At 59.8% G+C, this 16,335-nt stretch carries 13 protein-coding genes; 6 read left to right on the plus strand and 7 right to left on the minus strand.

What is annotated here, in order from left to right:
• Positions 1-90 precede the first annotated feature (90 nt).
• Entirely contained in the window at positions 91-2,217 is a 2,127-nt protein-coding gene (dinG, locus tag FAZ30_RS13575) for an ATP-dependent DNA helicase DinG (RefSeq protein ID WP_124643355.1), read from the minus strand.
• A 270-nt stretch (positions 2,218-2,487) separates the two neighbouring features.
• Between dinG and FAZ30_RS13580 the strand changes: the two genes are divergently transcribed.
• The 4 genes from FAZ30_RS13580 (at position 2,488) to FAZ30_RS13595 (ending at position 7,228) form a co-directional block, all read left to right on the plus strand.
• The gene (locus FAZ30_RS13580; protein ID WP_124643357.1) at positions 2,488-4,446 is read left to right on the plus strand and encodes an aminotransferase class I/II-fold pyridoxal phosphate-dependent enzyme; all 1,959 of its coding nucleotides are present in this window, start codon (positions 2,488-2,490) and stop codon (positions 4,444-4,446) included.
• Positions 4,447-4,637: 191 nt separating this feature from the next.
• Positions 4,638-5,561: an ornithine carbamoyltransferase gene (argF, locus tag FAZ30_RS13585; RefSeq protein WP_124643359.1), complete on the plus strand. Its 924-nt coding sequence runs from the start codon at positions 4,638-4,640 to the stop codon at positions 5,559-5,561.
• A 44-nt stretch (positions 5,562-5,605) separates the two neighbouring features.
• Positions 5,606-6,832: an argininosuccinate synthase gene (locus tag FAZ30_RS13590; protein ID WP_103523639.1), complete on the plus strand. Its 1,227-nt coding sequence runs from the start codon at positions 5,606-5,608 to the stop codon at positions 6,830-6,832.
• 222 nt (positions 6,833-7,054) lie between these two features.
• Positions 7,055-7,228 (plus strand): DUF2788 domain-containing protein, encoded by a 174-nt coding sequence (locus FAZ30_RS13595; RefSeq protein WP_181836620.1) that lies wholly within the window; start codon positions 7,055-7,057, stop codon positions 7,226-7,228.
• 73 nt (positions 7,229-7,301) lie between these two features.
• Here FAZ30_RS13595 and FAZ30_RS13600 read toward each other — a convergent pair whose 3' ends face one another.
• The 6 genes from FAZ30_RS13600 to FAZ30_RS13625 all read right to left on the minus strand — a co-directional run bounded on the left by FAZ30_RS13600 (position 7,302) and on the right by FAZ30_RS13625 (position 14,580).
• Positions 7,302-7,940 carry a LysE family translocator gene (locus FAZ30_RS13600; RefSeq protein ID WP_124643361.1) on the minus strand — a complete coding sequence of 213 codons (639 nt, stop codon included), beginning with the start codon at positions 7,938-7,940 and terminating at the stop codon, positions 7,302-7,304.
• A gap of 154 nt (positions 7,941-8,094) precedes the next feature.
• Positions 8,095-9,633, minus strand: a complete 1,539-nt coding sequence (locus FAZ30_RS13605) for an amino acid permease (RefSeq protein ID WP_124643363.1) — start codon at positions 9,631-9,633, stop codon at positions 8,095-8,097.
• A gap of 325 nt (positions 9,634-9,958) precedes the next feature.
• On the minus strand, positions 9,959-10,687 hold the full coding sequence (locus tag FAZ30_RS13610) for a gamma-glutamyl-gamma-aminobutyrate hydrolase family protein (RefSeq protein ID WP_124643365.1): 729 nt from the start codon (positions 10,685-10,687) through the stop codon (positions 9,959-9,961).
• Complete coding sequence (locus tag FAZ30_RS13615) at positions 10,684-11,847, minus strand: iron-containing alcohol dehydrogenase (RefSeq protein ID WP_124643368.1); 1,164 nt, start codon at positions 11,845-11,847, stop codon at positions 10,684-10,686. Before FAZ30_RS13615 ends, FAZ30_RS13610 begins: the two co-directional genes overlap by 4 nt.
• A 3-nt stretch (positions 11,848-11,850) precedes the next feature.
• Complete coding sequence (locus FAZ30_RS13620) at positions 11,851-13,236, minus strand: aldehyde dehydrogenase family protein (RefSeq protein WP_137009620.1); 1,386 nt, start codon at positions 13,234-13,236, stop codon at positions 11,851-11,853.
• Positions 13,237-14,580 (minus strand): glutamine synthetase family protein, encoded by a 1,344-nt coding sequence (locus tag FAZ30_RS13625; RefSeq protein ID WP_233578410.1) that lies wholly within the window; start codon positions 14,578-14,580, stop codon positions 13,237-13,239.
• Between the two features lie 283 nt (positions 14,581-14,863).
• Between FAZ30_RS13625 and FAZ30_RS13630 the strand changes: the two genes are divergently transcribed.
• Positions 14,864-15,736, plus strand: a complete 873-nt coding sequence (locus FAZ30_RS13630) for a MurR/RpiR family transcriptional regulator (RefSeq protein ID WP_137009621.1) — start codon at positions 14,864-14,866, stop codon at positions 15,734-15,736.
• A gap of 64 nt (positions 15,737-15,800) precedes the next feature.
• Positions 15,801-16,301 (plus strand): YajQ family cyclic di-GMP-binding protein, encoded by a 501-nt coding sequence (locus tag FAZ30_RS13635; RefSeq protein WP_124643376.1) that lies wholly within the window; start codon positions 15,801-15,803, stop codon positions 16,299-16,301.
• Positions 16,302-16,335 lie beyond the last annotated feature (34 nt).

The following is a 16,335-nucleotide window of genomic DNA, read 5'->3' on the forward strand; positions in this document are numbered from 1 at the left end:
TGTATTTATCTATAGCAAAGACAGTGTTGTTGTTTTGGACTGTCTTTGATGCAGGGCAATAGCGGGTTTACCCGCAATTTTACCCGAAAATCAAATGCGCTTGAATGGCGGTAGCGAGGCAAGTAGTTTTTTTCCGTAACTTTGTTTCAGCAGGCGGTTGTCCAGAATGGTGACGCGGCCATAGTCGCGCTCGGTGCGGATCAGTCGGCCCACCGCCTGAATCAGCTTGATTGAGGCCTCCGGCACGGTCAGCTCCACAAATGGGTTGCCTCCGCGTTTTTCAATCCAGCGCGACAGGGTCTTGCCCACCGGATCGTCCGGCATGGCGAAGGGCAGCTTGGCAATGATGACGTGCACGCAGCTCTCTCCCGGCAGGTCCAGACCTTCCGAGAAGGAGTCCAAGCCAAATATCACGCTAGCCTGACCTTGTTTCAGCCTGCTGTGATGGGTTTCCAGCAGCACGCTTTTGGGAATCTCGCCCTGGATCAGCAATTGTGCACGCAGTGCATCGGGCAATTGGCTGGCCACTTCCTGCATTTGCTTGCGCGAGGAGAACAATACCAGTGTGCCGACCGGCTCGCCGGTATCCACCAGCTTGGGCAGCCACTCGACGATTTCGCGGGTGTGGCCTTGCGGGTCTTTCGGACTGGCCAGCATGGGTGGCAGGTACAGTTCACCTTGTTCGGTGAAGTTGAATGGCGAATCCAGTGCCACACAGCTGACTTGTGGCAGCCACTTCAGGCCGGTTTGCGACAGCAGCAAATCAAAAGCACCGAGCGAGCGCAGGGTTGCCGAGGTCAGCACCGCACCGGCGGCGCGGCGCCACAAGGTGGCGGCCAGACTGGCAGCCGCACTGACGGGGGAGGCGGAGAAAATATAGTCGCCCTTGCCCTCCAGGCGACGGGTAATCCATTTAGCAATTGGCGGGGCGGATTCTTCGGTCTGTTTTTCAAACAGGTCCCACACGGCCATGACTTGTTCTGCACGGCCGGTCAGAAAGCCCAGATCAGCCGCTGCCTTGTCGATCTGCGTGGTATCGCTGCCTTTTTCCTTGCGTGCTTCGGTAAGGGCATCGTTGAGCGCCGACAGGTGCTTGAAGATGGCGCGGGCGGCAATCGCCATATTACTGGCTGGTGTTTGCAGGTTTTCTGGCAACTGGCCGTCTTCGAGTAGCCAGGTGGGCTCCATGTTTTCGCTGTTGGCAGCCAGGGCTTGTTCACCGCCCAGCAGCCATAGCCATTCGCCCAATGTTTCCACGCATGCGGTGGCGGCATCCATGGCCTGGGTGGCAATCTCCGATTTTCCGGTCAGGGTTTCCACCCGTGCGGCAATGGGAGCCACCTTGTCCAGCCAGCCAATCGCCTGCGCCAGCGAATGCTCGGCGGAGAACTGGTTGATGGCTTTCTTGGCCAGATGATGTGCCTCGTCGATGCAGTAGTAGCTATCTTCCGGTGCCGGCAGGATGACGCCGCCGCCCATGGAGACATCAGCCAGCATCAGGTCGTGGTTGGCCACGATGACGTCGACGGTTTCCAGCGTGTCGCGTGCCAGATAAAACGGACATTCCGGACGGTTGGGGCAGGCCGCTTTCAGGCAGCCGTGGCGGTCATTGGTGACACGTGCCCACAGGCCGTCGTCGATGATTTCCTGCCAGGTGTCACGGTCGCCATTCCAGCGGCGGTAATAGAACTCATCCGCCATGGCACGCAGGGCTTCAATCTCGCCGGCCTGCGGTTTGCGGTCCCACAGCGTCAGCATGGGATCGGGGGACAGCAACTGGCCCTGGGCGTTTTCTGCGGTCAGGGCATAAATGCGCTGCGGACACAGATAACGGCCACGGCCCTTGGCCAGGGCGAAGGTCAGCGGCAGGCCGCTGTTTTCCACCACGAAGGGCAGGTCGCGGTTGACCAGTTGTTCCTGCAGGGCGACGGTGGCGCTGGTGACCACCAGTTTTTTGCCGCGCGAGCGCGCCATCACCCCGCCGGCCAACAGGTAGGCCAGACTCTTGCCGACCCCGGTGGGGCCTTCGATCACGGCGATGCTTTCGCCTTCACGATTAGGGTAGGCATCCCCCTGTTTATCCAGACTGCGTGACAAGGCATTGGCGATTTCCGCCAGCATGCGGCGTTGGGCCGCGCGCGGGCGAAAGCCGGGCAGATTGTCGGCAAGGGTGCGGTAGTGATCGCGGATGGCGTCTTTTTCAGCATCGTTCAGCATGGCGCGATTGTACCGCAAGCCGGGCACCCGATTCGTGCTAAAGCGTCGCGGATTTTCGTCTGTGCGCAAATGCTGCTATGCAAAATGACGGCTCGGTCAGCTTGTGGATACGATAGCCAAAAAACAATTCAGCCAGAGTGCTCGGCAAAGTCACCTTAAATCCGGGGAAACGGATAGTGACTGATTGGAAAATGCCGACTCTGCATTGCGTACGCATGGACAGACAGACAATAAAGTACGCAGCGTTCTACACACAGGAGAAATCAGTTCATGACACCCGTTAGCCGCGTTCTGGTGGTAAGCGATGATGCAAAGTGGCAGGCCGATGTGCTGGCCGGGCTGGGAGCCGTGGCCGTGCGTCTGGAGAATCCCTACGGTTTGACCTTTATCGGCGCGGCGCGCCTGAAGGAGGCCATGGATGTCATCCGCCGCGATGGCGACATTCAGGCTGTGCTGGTTGACAAGCAGTTGCAGGAAAAGGGCATCAGTCAGGCGGCGGTACAGCTGGCCAACCAGATCAGCGACTTCCGCCCCGAGCTGTCGCTCTATGTATTGCTGGTGGATGACGATGAAAGAGTGCTGGTGGAGAGCCTGGCCAGTCATGCGGTGGATGGTTATTTTTACCGTGACGAGACCGATTACAACGGCTGGTTTCGCATCCTGACGGCCGAGCTGGCAGAAAAATCGGCCACGCCTTTCTATGACAAGCTCAAACAGTATGTGCGCATGGCCAAGGATTCCTGGCATACGCCGGGCCATGCCGGTGGTGATTCGCTCAAGGGCAGCCCGTGGGTAGGGGATTTTTATGATTTTGTCGGCGAGAACATGCTGCGGGCGGATTTGTCGGTTTCGGTGCCCATGCTGGACTCCCTGCTGCATCCCACCGGGGTGATTGCCGAATCACAAAAACTGGCGGCCAAGGCCTTTGGTGCACGCAAGACCTATTTCGCCACCAATGGCACCTCTACCTCCAATAAGGTGATTTTCCAGACCCTGCTGGCCCCGGGCGACAAATTGCTGCTGGATCGCAATTGTCACAAATCGGTACACCACGGGGTGATTCTGTCTGGTGCCTTGCCGGTGTATCTGGATTCCTCCATCAATCGTCAGTACGGCATTTTTGGACCGGTGCCCAAAGCCACCATTTTTGCCGCCATCGAGGCCAATCCGGATGCGCGGGTGCTGATTCTGACCTCCTGCACCTATGATGGTCTGCGCTATGACCTGGTGCCCATCATCGAGGCCGCGCACGAGAAGGGTATCAAGGTGATCGTGGACGAGGCTTGGTATGGCTTTGCCCGTTTCCATCCGGCTTTCCGCCCGACGGCGCTGGAGTCCGGTGCCGACTATGTCACGCAAAGCACGCACAAGATTCTGTCTGCCTTCTCCCAGGCCAGCATGATTCACGTGAATGATCCCGGCTTTGACGAGCATCTGTTCCGGGAAAACTTCAATATGCACACCTCCACCAGTCCGCAGTACAACCTGATTGCCAGCCTGGATGTCGCGCGCAAGCAGGCGGTGACCGAAGGTTATCGCTTGCTCGACCGTACCTTGAAGCTGGCGGAGGAGTTGCGCGACAAGATCAACTCCACTGGCGCATTCCGCGTGCTGGAGCTGGAAGACCTGCTGCCGGAGGACATTCGTGAGGACGGCATTCGGCTGGATCCGACCAAGCTGACGGTGGACATTACCCAGTCCGGGTTTACCACTGACGAGTTGCAGCACGCGCTGTTCGAGCGCTACAACATCCAGGTGGAGAAGTCGACTTTCAGCACCATTACCTTGCTGTTGACCATGGGTACGACGCGCAGCAAGGTCTCGCGGCTGTACGATGCGCTGTTGCGACTGGCCAAGGAGAAGCGGCCGCCGCGTGCGCTGGGTCGCATGCCGGAAATTCCGCGTTTTTCACGGCTGGCCTGCCTGCCACGTGATGCCTTTTATGAAGCGGGCGAACGCCTGCCCTTGCTGGATGATGATGGCCGCCCCAATGCCGAACTGAATGGCCGGGTGTGCTGCGACCAGATTGTGCCTTATCCACCTGGCATCCCGGTTTTGGTGCCAGGGCAGGTGATTGACGACAGTATCCTGTCATACCTGGCGCGTCTGCAAAAGACACAAAAGTCCATAGAAACGCATGGTTTGGCGGAAGATGGTGGGGAAATGTATGTCAGAGTGCTGAAAGATAGGGAGTTATCGCATTTGCCTGACAGATTGTTGTTCAGCTGAGAGCTTGTCAGAACGGCCAAATTCCGATAAATATAACAATTGTCGCAAATATGTAAATTTTGCATCCGTTTGCTACGGGATTGCGACACCAGTTAACTGACTTGAGACCAGCGTGTAGTAATGTGCCATTGCGCATGAAGACACACACCGTGTTCTATGCGCGATGGCCTTTTTTTTTGGAAATCTTACCCATGAAGCCAGTAGGACATTACCTGCAATTCAGCGACCTGAACCACGAGGAATATCGCCACATCTTCGAGCGTGCCAAGGTACTGAAGCGACGACACAGCGAAAAAGAGCTGTATCAGCCGCTGGTTGGCCGCGTAATGTCCATGATCTTCGAGAAGAATTCCACCCGTACCCGGGTCTCCTTTGAAGCGGGCATGGCCCAACTGGGTGGTCATGCCATGTTCCTGGACACCAAGACCTCGCAGCTGGGGCGCGGCGAACCCATCGAAGACACGGCCCGTGTGCTGTCGCGCATGAGCGACATCATCATGATTCGTACCTTCGAGCAATCGCTGGTCGAGCGACTGGCCACGCATTCCAAGGTGCCGGTCATCAATGGCCTGACCAATGAATATCACCCCTGCCAGATTCTGGCCGACATCTTCACCTTCATCGAGCATCGTGGTTCGATCAAGGGCAAGACCGTGGCCTGGATTGGTGACGGCAACAATGTCTGTCGCACCTGGTTGCAGGCGGCCAAGATTCTTGGTTTCAAGCTGAAGGTGGCCACCCCGGTAGGCTATGAGCTGACCGTGCTGGATGGCGAGCATTACGGTCCCGAGCATTTCGAGCCCACCCACAGTGCCGTCAAGGCGGTGGAAGGTGCCGATCTGGTCACCACCGACGTGTTCACCAGCATGGGCTACGAAGCCGAAAGCGCAGCACGGCTGGACGCTTTTGCCAGCTATCAGGTGAATGCCGAGCTGATGAAGCACGCCAAGCCGGATGCGCTGTTCATGCATTGCCTGCCTGCCCATCGCGGCGAGGAAGTGACCGCCGAGGTGATTGACGGCCCACAGAGCGTGGTCTGGGACGAGGCGGAAAACCGCATGCATGCCCAGAAAGCCCTGATCGAATATCTGCTGCTTGGTCATCAGTACAACTGAGCCGGCAGGACAACCCACTAGATTCGCTGGAAAGAAAACGCATCATGTCTGACATCAAAAAAGTAGTACTGGCCTACTCCGGTGGCCTGGATACCTCCGTTATTCTCAAATGGCTGCAAGACGTTTACCACTGTGAAGTGGTGACCTTCACCGCCGACATCGGCCAGGGTGAAGAAGTGGAACCGGCACGCAAGAAGGCCGTTTCCCTGGGCATCAAGCCGGAAAACATCTTCATCGAAGACCTGCGCGAAGAATTCGTGCGCGATTATGTCTATCCGATGTTCCGCGCCAACGCCATCTACGAAGGTGAATACCTGCTGGGTACTTCCATCGCTCGTCCGCTGATCGCCAAGCGCCAGATCGAAATCGCCAATGCTGTAGGTGGCGACGCCGTATCCCACGGTGCTACTGGCAAGGGTAACGACCAAGTGCGTTTCGAGCTGGGCTATTACGCCCTGAAGCCGGACGTCAAGGTGATTGCCCCGTGGCGCGAGTGGGACCTGCTGTCCCGTGAAAAGCTGCTGGCTTATGCCGAAACCCATGGTATCGACATCAGCAAGAAGAAAAACGGTGGCAGCCCGTACTCTATGGATGCCAACCTGCTGCACATCTCCTATGAAGGCACCGTGCTGGAAAACCCGGCAGCGGAGCCGGAAGAAGATATGTGGCTGTGGACTGTCAGCCCGGAGAATGCACCGGATCAGGCCGAATACATCGAGCTGAGCTACGAGAAGGGTGATATCACTGCCATCAATGGCGTGGCCATGACCCCGGCCCAGGTACTGACCGAGCTGAACCGCCTGGGCGGCAAGCATGGCATTGGCCGTCTGGACATCGTGGAAAACCGTTACGTGGGCATGAAGTCCCGTGGCTGCTACGAAACCCCGGGCGGTACCATCATGCTGAAGGCGCACCGTGCCATCGAATCCATCACGCTGGACCGCGAAGTGGCCCACCTGAAGGATGAGCTGATGCCGAAGTATGCCCAGCTGGTTTACACCGGTTACTGGTGGAGCCCGGAGCGTCAGATGCTGCAAGGCCTGATTGATGCTTCGCAAGCTACCGTCAATGGCTGGGTACGCCTGAAGCTGTACAAGGGTAATGTTATCGTGGTGGGCCGCGAATCCAAGACCGATTCGCTGTTCGATCCGAACATCGCCACCTTCGACGAAGACGGTGGCGCTTACAACCACGCTGATGCAGCCGGCTTTATCCGTCTGAATGCCTTGCGCATGCGGATTGCGGCCAACGCCAAGCTCAAGCGCGGCTGATTGTCCGTCTGCTGAAACAGCCGCCTGCGGGCGGCTTTTTCGTTGGCGGCCCACTCTTGTCATCTGCGTAAAAGTTGAGCCGGCAAGGGATGCGGCGTATCGTAGTGGCTTCGTCCGGGATGGCCCGGTGGCAGCGGCGCCGATTCAAGCGCCGGCTGTACTGAGCAGCCGCAACAATGAAGGAATGTCTGGGTGTCTGAAGATCAATTTACCGATATTTCCATGGCCGTGTGTCTGTCAGGGCTGATCATTTTCATGGGTTTCATCATCTGGGACCTTGGCAAGAAATCGCAGGCCGGCAAGATGGGAACGGCGATTCTGTTCCTGGTGCTGGGTTTCGGTGTGTTCGGCTTTATCTTCAAGAACGTGCTGGTGGAATTTCTGGTGCTGAAGTAAGCAGCTTGGAAAATACATAAACGGGTTGGCCAAGGCCAACCCGTTTTGCATGGTGCGCAGTATGGCCGGTCGACTAGCGCGACGGTGCCAGCATCAGCCGCAGGCCCAGCGCGATGAATACGCTGCCGGCAATGCGGTCCAGCCACTGGCTGGCCTTGGGGGTGCGGTTAAGCCAACTGCCGATGGCACCGGCGAAATAACCCAGGCTGCCAAACAGCAGTGCAGCCTGCGCGGTAAAGATCAGCCCCAGAATGGCCGTCTGCCAGCCACTGTGGCCCTGCGCCGGACTGACGAACTGTGGCAGGAAAGCCAGGAAAAACAACACGACCTTGGGGTTGATGGCATTGGCCAGCAGGCCTTTGCGAAAGTGTGCCATCAGTGGGGTATGGTCCGGCGCGCCATTGGCCGCCTGCAGATGGCTGCCATGGCTGCGAATGGCTTGCCAGCCCAGATACACCAGATAGAGGCCGCCGGCTGTTTTCAGCAGGCCGAATGCCATAGGCGAGGCGGCGATCAGTGCGCTGACGCCGATGGCTGCCAAGACGGTATGCGTCAGGCAGCCCAGCGCACAGCCCAGGCCGAAGGCCATGCCCTGGCGTCGCCCTTTGGCAATGCCCAGGCTCAGTACCATCAGATTATCCGGGCCGGGGGAAAGGGTGATCAGCATGGCTGCGGCGGTAAAGGCCGCCAGTTGTTCCGGGGTCACAATCATGGCGATGTTCTCAAGGTAAACCAGACAGCATCATTAAGTATTTTCTGGCAGCGGGCAAGCCGCTTGCTTCGGCGCCGACGGGTGATTTCGCAGCAGCGCATCCCAAAGAAAACGGCCATGCAGGACATGGCCGTTGTTCTTGCTGACATCAGGGTCAGGCGGTCTTGTCCAGCGCATTCTCGATCTCACGGATATGCGCCTGGTGTTTCTGGATACGTTCACCGACCGGTGGCCCCTTGAATTGCTTGCGTACCCCCAGCACAAACCAGAAGAACAGCAAGACCACCAGCAGGGCGATGATCAGATAGAGCACCTTTTGATTGGGTGGCTGTACCCCGACAAACGCCAGGATGGCACCACCGATGGTGGCCAGCACGGCAATCGGCTTGGAGGCAGCGCCCAGGCTGAAGGGGCCTTTGTGGGTCCAGCTTTTGCCTTCAGCAAACAGACCGGCCGTGGTGGGCAGGATGTAGGAAATGTACAGAAATACGGCGGAGCCAGCCGACAGCACAGTAAAGGCATCGCCATACAAGGTGGCGACAATGGCCAGGATGGCGCTGACCCAGATGGCCAGTCCCGGAGTGCGGTGTACGGCATGGACCTGTTTGAGCTGGTGCGAGAAGGGCAGGCCGCCATCACGGGCAAAGGCATACATCATGCGCGAGGTGGAGGTCAGGCAGGCCAGGCCGCACAGATAGTTGACCAGGAAGATGCCGATGCCCAATACCGCCTTCAGTACCGGCGGCAGGCTGCTGAGCAGCAGGTCGAAGAAGCCCATGCCAGCTTTGACGCCAGCCTGCATATTGGGCAGGACCAGCACGAAGGTGCAGATCAGGATGTAGCCGAACAGGGCAGACCACAGCACCGAGCGAATGATGCCCTTGGGCACATTGTGCGCGGCCTGGTGGGTTTCTTCCGAGGTATGCGCCGAGGCGTCGTAGCCGGTAAGGGTGTAGACGGTCAGCAACAGGCCGGACAGGAAGAGCATCAGGCTGCTGTCGGTCTTGGGCCAGGTGCCGCCGTCGGCACCGCTGAAGTTGGTAAAGGTGAACAGGCGCGAGAAATCGAGCGGACCCGGTGCATAAGCCAGCAGCGATACGGTCAGCAGCAGCGCGATGGCAAAGATCAGATAGCCGGACATGTCGGTCAGCCGGGTGGTGAGCTTGATGCCCAGATGATTCAGCCAGGCCTGGCTCAAGGTGATGCCTGCCAGAAACAGCGTTTGCTCTGTCCAGGTGAGCTGGTCAGGATTAATGCCCAGCAGTGGTGCAATCAGGGTTTTGAAGAAGGGATCGTAAACCCCGAAATTGACCGAAGCCACCACGAAGATCAGCCCCAGCAGGTTGATCCAGGCAGTTACCCAGCCCAATCCCTTGCCACCCAGAATGGACGACCAGTGATAGAGCCCGCCGGCAGTGGGGTAGGCCGAGGCGATCTGTGCCATGGCAGCGGCCACGATGCTGGCAAATAGCGCACCCACCGGCCAGCCTATGCCGATGGAGGCACCGCCGCCGGCACTGATGCCCGCCGGAAAGGCCGTGATGCCACCGGCCAGAATGCAGATGATGGAAAAGGAAATGGCGAAGTTGGAAAAGCCGCTCATGCGTCTGGATAGTTCCTGAGCGTAACCCATGCTGTGTAACAGTTTCTCGTCCTCACCCTGCGGTGCGGAGCCGTGCTGATCTCGGTTCATGATGATCCTCTTACATGTGTTGACCTACACTGTATGGAAATGCACTGTGCTGAGACTTCACCCTTTGCTGCGCCAGTAGCGGACGGCGGGCAAAAGCGCGGCCTGCGTCCGGCTTTGCCTGTCGGCTAGCCATACCCATTTGCCTTCTACCCGTGTCTGCTGCGTGGCGCTCTGCGTCCCGTTCGTGCCGGGAATACTCTGGAATGCTTGCCGTTCGTGCTGTCGGCTTTGGAACAGCTAACAAAACCCCTGCTGCTGCGTTGCGCCGCCTTGCCGTACTACTTGTACTGTCTGCAGCGGCGCGCCTTTCCCCAGGGCCGCTACGCTATTTTGTCAGCCGCTCTGAGTGACTGCGTTTGCTGCTCATGCGGACCAACTCATCAAACAGCCCCTGCTGGCTGCTGTCTTCCCGTGCAGATAATTCCGGATGCCACTGCACGGCAATCAATTGCGGAAACCCTTCCACCTCGATGGCCTCGATCACGCCATCGGCTGCCCAGGCCACGGCGTGCACGCCCTGACCCGGCTGGTCGATGGCCTGGTGGTGCCAGGACTTGGTGGCCACTTCGGTGCTGCCCAGCAGGCCTGCCAGGCAGGAGTCGGCAGCCACCCTGACCTGATGCAGGGTGGGGTCGCGCGGGGCTACCCGGTGTTCCACTGTTTCACCCACCACATCCGGCAAGTGCAGGTGCAGTGTCCCGCCCAGTACGGTATTGAGAATCTGCAGGCCACGGCAGATGGCCAGCGTCGGCAGTTTGCGTTGAAGCAGGGAGCGTGCCAGCGCGGTTTCGGTGTGGTCGCGCTCCGGGCTCAGGTTGTAGATGGTGGGGTGGGTGCCACGGTCGAACAGCTCCGGGTCGATGTCGCCGCCACCAATCAGCACCACGCCGTCCAGCGCATCCAGCCAGCTGTCGATGGCAGCATCCCCCACTGGCGGCAGCAGCACCGGCGCACCGCCGGCACGCAAGACGGCATGCACGTAGTCCACCGGAGTGTGATAGCCATACCCCTGGCCAGCGGGGTAGGTGGTCAGGCCGATGAGGGGGGGCTTCATGGCAGTTGGCCTTGCACGGCTGCCAGATAGATGGCGCTGTAGTCGCTGGCGCTCAGCGGCAGCGGATTGCCGCCGTCGCTGGGGTCGGCCTTGGCCATGCGGCCGATCTCACTGGCCTGCTCTGCCGGGATGTTGATCTGGCCCAGGCTGTGCGGAATGCCCAGATCGCTGCGCAGCTGCAGTATCCAGGCGAGGAAACCATCAAAACTGCTGTCGGCCAAGCCGATATAGCGGGCAGCGGCGGCCAGCTTGTCGGCGATGGCCGGACGATTGCGTACCAGCACATAGGGCAGCAGGATGGCATTGGCCAGGCCGTGGTGGGTGTCGAACACCGCACCAATGGGATGCGCCAGTGCATGCACGCCGCCCAGGCCTTTCTGGAAGGCGGTTGCGCCCATGATGGAGGCCGCCAGCATATGTGAGCGGGCCTCGATATGGCTGCCATCGGCATAAGCGGTGGGCAGCCAGTCGTGCACCAGTTTCATGCCTTCCAGCGCCACGCCCTGCGCCAGCGGGTGGTAGTAGGGCGAGCAATAGGCTTCCAGATTGTGCACCAGCGCGTCGATGCCGGTGGCGGCAGTCAGGTGCGGGGGCAGGCCGGCGGTGAGTTCCGGGTCGGCCAGCACCAGTCTGGGCAGCATGGAAGGGTGGAAGATGATGACCTTGCGGTGGTCTTCTTCATCGATGATCAGTGAGGCGCGGCCCACTTCCGAACCGGTGCCGGAGGTGGTCGGCACGGCGATGGTGGGGGCCACGCCGGCCACATTCACCCGCAGCCAGTTGTCGCCGACGTCTTCAAAATCCCACAGCGGGCGGTCCTGGCCCACCATCAGCGCAATGGCCTTGCCCACATCCAGTGCGCTGCCGCCGCCTACCGCAATCACGCCATCGTGCTTGCCCACCTTGTAGGCATTGACGCCGGCGTAGACATCGCGGCCCACCGGGTTGGGGCGCATATCGCTGAACAGCTGTGCTTCCATGCCGGCTGAGGCCAGATAGTCGAGCAATCTGGCCACCAGCGGTAGCCGGGCGAGGCCGGGGTCGGTGACCAGTAGCGGGCGGCGCATGCCCAGTTGCTGGCACAGTGCGGGCAGCTCGCTGGCGCGGCCTGCGCCAAAGCGGATGCTGGTCGGATAGTTCCAGTTACCTTGCAGTTGCATGCTTTACCCCTTTAGATGGAAGGATTTGATACGGGTGAGCTGCTGATAACCCAGCACGGATAGCGAAATGCCGCGGCCGGTGTCCTTGACCCCGGTCCAGGCGAGGGCAGGGTCCAGGTAGTCGCAGCGGTTCATGAACACGGTGCCGGTGGCAATGTCATTCCCCAGCCGGATGGCGGCCTCGCGGTCCTGCGTCCACAGCGAGGCGGTCAGGCCATAGGCGCTGTCATTCATCAGGGCCACGGCCTGCTCATCGGAATCCACCGGCATGATGCCGATGACCGGGCCAAAGCTCTCGTCCCGCATCACGCTCATGCCGTGATGCACATCCACCAGCACCTGCGGGGCCAGATAGGCAGTGCCCGGCGCATCGGCGGCAAAGTGAGCGGCCGGAATCAGCGCCCGCGCCCCGGCGGCCACGGCATCGGCAATCTGGCTGCGCACAAAGCCGGCGGCGCTGGCGCGTACCATGGGGCCGAGATTGGTATTGGTATCCAGCGGATTGCCAAAGCGGTAAGCCCTGGTCAGTTCGACAAATCCATCGACAAAGTCCTGATAGTGGCTGCGATGTACGTAGATGCGTTCGATGCCGCAGCAGGATTGCCCGGAGTTGAAAAATGCACCGTCCACCAGGTTTTCAATGGCGCTGGCCAGGTCGGCATCTTCACGCACATAAGCCGGGTCCTTGCCGCCCAGTTCCAGTCCCACGCCGATAAAGCGCTCACTGGCGGCTTGTTGTACCGCACGGCCACCGGCCACCGAGCCGGTAAAGGCGACAAAGTCGATCTGCGGCGCGGCCACCAGTCGCAGAGTGGCGACATGGTCCAGCTGCAGGCTCTGGAATACCCCGGCAGGCAGACCGGCTGCATCAAAGGCCTGCTGGAACAGTTCGGTCACCAGCGGGGTTTGCGAGGAGTGCTTGAGGATGACGGTATTGCCGGCAGCCAGCGCCGGCACGATGGTGTTGATGGCGGTGAGGAAGGGGTAGTTCCACGGTGCCAGCACCAGTACCGTGCCCAGTGGTTCGTGGCGCAGAAAGCGCTGAAAGCCTTCCTTGGCAGTGGGATGGATGTCGGCCAGCCCTTCCTCGGCAATGGCCAGCATGTGGCGCGCCCGTTCCTCGAGGCCGCGCACTTCGCCGGGCGACTGACTGATGGGGCGGCCAATCTGGCGGGTAATGGCTTCGGCACAGGCGTCCTTGTGCGCCACCAGCCAGTCTACCGCTTTGCCGATCAATGCCTTGCGTTCGGCCAGCGGGGTGTGTCGCCAGCCACGCTGTGCGGCGCTGGCCGCATCGAGAACCGCCTGGGTCTGGCTGGCGCTGGCATAGGGGCGCTCCAGCAGGACGGCACCATCGACGGGGGAGATGACGGAATAGGATGTGCTCATTTAGATGATCTCGAAGTAGCGTTTCAATTCCCAGTCGGTGACATGGCGCTGGAACTCGCGTTCTTCCCACTCGCGGGTGGCCGCAAAGTGGTCGACAAAATCATCACCGAACCAGTCGCGGGCGGCGGCGGAAGCGCGCAGGGCCTGGGCAGCATCCCACAGGGTGCGGTGCAGCTGCAGATGGGCCGGGGCTTCCAGCAGATAGCCATTGGCCGTTACCGGCTCCTCCGGCTCAATCTTGTTTTCTATGCCGTACAGCCCGGCGGCCAGCCCGCTGGCCAGTGCCAGATAGGGGTTGGTATCGGCACCCGGCAGGCGGTATTCCACCCGTTGCGACTTGCTGCTGCCCGGAATGGCGCGAATGGCCACGGTACGGTTGTCCACCCCCCACAGGGCGCTGGTAGGGGCCCAGTAGCCTGGTACCAGTCGGCGGAAACTGTTGACGGTGGGGGCGGCCATGCTCATGAATTGCGGCATCAGTTTTTGAATGCCGCCAATGAAATGGCGCATGGTGTCGCTGATATTGTGTTCGTGGCCGGCCTGATGGAAGGCGCTGTGGCCGTCGCGGTTCTTCAGCGAGATATGGATGTGCCCGCCCTGGCCGGAGTAGTCCTGATGCCACTTGGCCATATAGCAGATCATGCGGCCCTGTTTTTCCGCCAGCACCTTGGAAAAGGTCTTGAAGCAGACCGCGTTGTCGGCAGCGATCATGGCCTTGTCCACCGTCAGTGCGGCTTCCAGTGCGCCGGGGCCGGTTTCTTCGTGAAAGCCTTCTACCGGCATGTTCATCTGCTCGCACAGATCAAGCAGGCCACGGTAGAAGTCGGTATTCACCGAGTTGCGCAATACCGAGTAACCAAAAGCACCGCTGCCCAGCGGCTTGGGGTTCTGGTACAGCTTGTCTTGCAGCGCGGCATTGCTTTCGTCGGTGACCAGGAATTCGTATTCGAAGCCGGCCATCGGCTCGAAGCCCATGGCGCGGGCGCGCTCCACCACCCGGCGCAGCACGCCGCGCGGGCACAGCCCTTCCAGCCGGCCGACTACCTCGCCCTGCACGAAGATCATATTGTCCTCGAGCGGCAGCTCGCGACAGGATTCGGGAAGCAGCCGGATCTGCGCATCGCCATAGCCACGGCCCCAGCCGGTCAGCAGGGTGTTGTCGTACAGCTTGTCGCCCACGTCCCAGCCGAATACCACGTCACAGAAACCGAAGCCGCCCTCCAGCGAGGACAGGAATTTGTCGCGCGACATGTATTTGCCGCACATCACGCCATCAATATCAACCAGGCCAACCTTGATCTGCCGTAGCTGGCGTTCTTCGATCAGGGTCTTCAAATCTGCCATTGTCTTTACATGCCGAGCATCCATGATTGCTCCTTGCGCTGGTGTTGGGTGGGTGGCAGGGTTATTTCTTTTCCTGTTGCGGCTAGTATTGTTCGTTAGAAAATCTGCAATCAAGATAAAAATGTAATAAAAATTAGATTGTGCTGTGCAATGTGGAAGCAATGCCACAATGCCGGTTTGCCACCGCAGACTGCTATCATTGCCGAATGAATGCCGGCTGCGCCTTGTTGCCGGCCATTGATAACAGGCACTTGTCAGCCAGTGCCTGATTGTGGAGAAGCCTGTGAGTAATAGCCGGTCCATCGCGGAAGAACTGCGCGTGCTGTTTGAAACCCTGACCCCGACCGAGCGCAAGGTCGGGCGGGTGCTGCTGGCGAATTACCCGGTGGCCGGGCTGGAAACCATCGCCCAACTGGCGCTGCGGGCAGATGTCAGCGGCCCGACCGTGTTGCGCCTGATCAGCAAGCTGGGCTTCGACAGCTACACGGCCTTTCAGACTGCCTTGCGCGACGAACTGGAAATCCGCTTGCAGTCGCCGCTGGTGCGCCACGACCCGGCCCAGCTGCAGGGTGATAGCGATTTTCTGGTCAGCTATGCGGCGCGCATCACCCAGCTGATGCAGGAGACGGTGGCCCATCTGCCGCGGGTGGAGTTTGATGGCGTGGTGGATGTGCTGGGCGAGCGCAAGAACCGCATCTGGCTGCTGGGCGGCCGGCTGACTGACCCGTTGGCGGCTTATCTGTGTCACCACCTGAAAGTGGTGCGGGCCGACGTGGTGCATCTGCGCGGTGTGCCATCCAGCTGGGCCGACTCGCTGGTCGACATGGGCAAGCACGATGTGCTGGTGATCTTCGACATCCGCCGTTATTGGGATGGTGCCTTGCACATTGCCGAGATGGCGGCGCAGCGCAAGGTCAGTGTCTTGCTGTTTACCGATCAGTGGCTGTCGCCGGTATCGCGTGTGGCGCGCTTTACCCTGGCCGCACATACTGCCGGCCCGTCCGGCTGGGATACCAATACCCCGCTGATGCTGCTGGTGGATGCCGTCATCGCTGCGCTCAATACCCGGCAATGGGCGGCCATCAGCGACCGCCTGCAGGAAGTGGAAGCCATGCGCGCCCGGCTGGGCGAGGGCAGCCGCCGGGCTGACGAGTGACAAGGGCGCGCGCAGCCACTAAAATTGCGCCATTCAGCCTTATCTGCCTTACAGGACTAGTCCCATGCCGTCTTTTGATATTGTTTCCGAAGTCAATAAAGTAGAAGTGCGCAACGCCATCGAGCAGGCCAACAAGGAAGTGTCCACCCGCTACGATTTCAAGGGTAGCGACTCCCGAATCGAGCAGACCGACAAGGAAGTCATCCTGTACGCCGATGCCGAATTCCAGCTGGACCAGGTCAACGACATTCTGGTGAACAAGCTGTCCAAGCGCAGTGTGGATGTGCGCTGCATGGAATACGGCAAGCTGGAAAAGGTCAGCGGCAACAAGGTGAAGAAGGTGCTGACGGTAAAAGAAGGCCTGGAAACCGAAATGGCCAAGAAAATTGTCCGCATCATCAAGGATTCCAAGCTCAAGGTGCAGGCCAGCATCCAGGGTGAATCGGTACGCGTGTCCGGTGCCAAGCGCGATCTCTTGCAGGAATGCATTGCGCTGATGCGCAAGGAAATTGCCGATGACAAGGAAAACGGCATGCCGCTGCAGTTCAATAACTTCCGCGACTAAGCGTGTCCGGCATGTCCATGACGACCGGCCCACT

Source organism: Aquitalea aquatilis (genome assembly GCF_005155025.1).
Classification (GTDB): domain Bacteria; phylum Pseudomonadota; class Gammaproteobacteria; order Burkholderiales; family Chromobacteriaceae; genus Aquitalea; species Aquitalea aquatilis.

Excerpts from the sequence above, each read along its gene's own strand:
- dinG (WP_124643355.1), bottom strand. The coding sequence starts at position 2,217 with ATGCTGAACGATGCTGAAAAAGACGCCATCCGCGATCACTACCGCACC.
- FAZ30_RS13580 (WP_124643357.1), top strand. The coding sequence starts at position 2,488 with ATGACACCCGTTAGCCGCGTTCTGGTGGTAAGCGATGATGCAAAGTGG.
- argF (WP_124643359.1), top strand. The coding sequence starts at position 4,638 with ATGAAGCCAGTAGGACATTACCTGCAATTCAGCGACCTGAACCACGAG.
- FAZ30_RS13590 (WP_103523639.1), top strand. The coding sequence starts at position 5,606 with ATGTCTGACATCAAAAAAGTAGTACTGGCCTACTCCGGTGGCCTGGAT.
- FAZ30_RS13595 (WP_181836620.1), top strand. The coding sequence starts at position 7,055 with ATGGCCGTGTGTCTGTCAGGGCTGATCATTTTCATGGGTTTCATCATC.
- FAZ30_RS13600 (WP_124643361.1), bottom strand. The coding sequence starts at position 7,940 with ATGATTGTGACCCCGGAACAACTGGCGGCCTTTACCGCCGCAGCCATG.
- FAZ30_RS13605 (WP_124643363.1), bottom strand. The coding sequence starts at position 9,633 with ATGAACCGAGATCAGCACGGCTCCGCACCGCAGGGTGAGGACGAGAAA.
- FAZ30_RS13610 (WP_124643365.1), bottom strand. The coding sequence starts at position 10,687 with ATGAAGCCCCCCCTCATCGGCCTGACCACCTACCCCGCTGGCCAGGGG.
- FAZ30_RS13615 (WP_124643368.1), bottom strand. The coding sequence starts at position 11,847 with ATGCAACTGCAAGGTAACTGGAACTATCCGACCAGCATCCGCTTTGGC.
- FAZ30_RS13620 (WP_137009620.1), bottom strand. The coding sequence starts at position 13,236 with ATGAGCACATCCTATTCCGTCATCTCCCCCGTCGATGGTGCCGTCCTG.
- FAZ30_RS13625 (WP_233578410.1), bottom strand. The coding sequence starts at position 14,580 with ATGGCAGATTTGAAGACCCTGATCGAAGAACGCCAGCTACGGCAGATC.
- FAZ30_RS13635 (WP_124643376.1), top strand. The coding sequence starts at position 15,801 with ATGCCGTCTTTTGATATTGTTTCCGAAGTCAATAAAGTAGAAGTGCGC.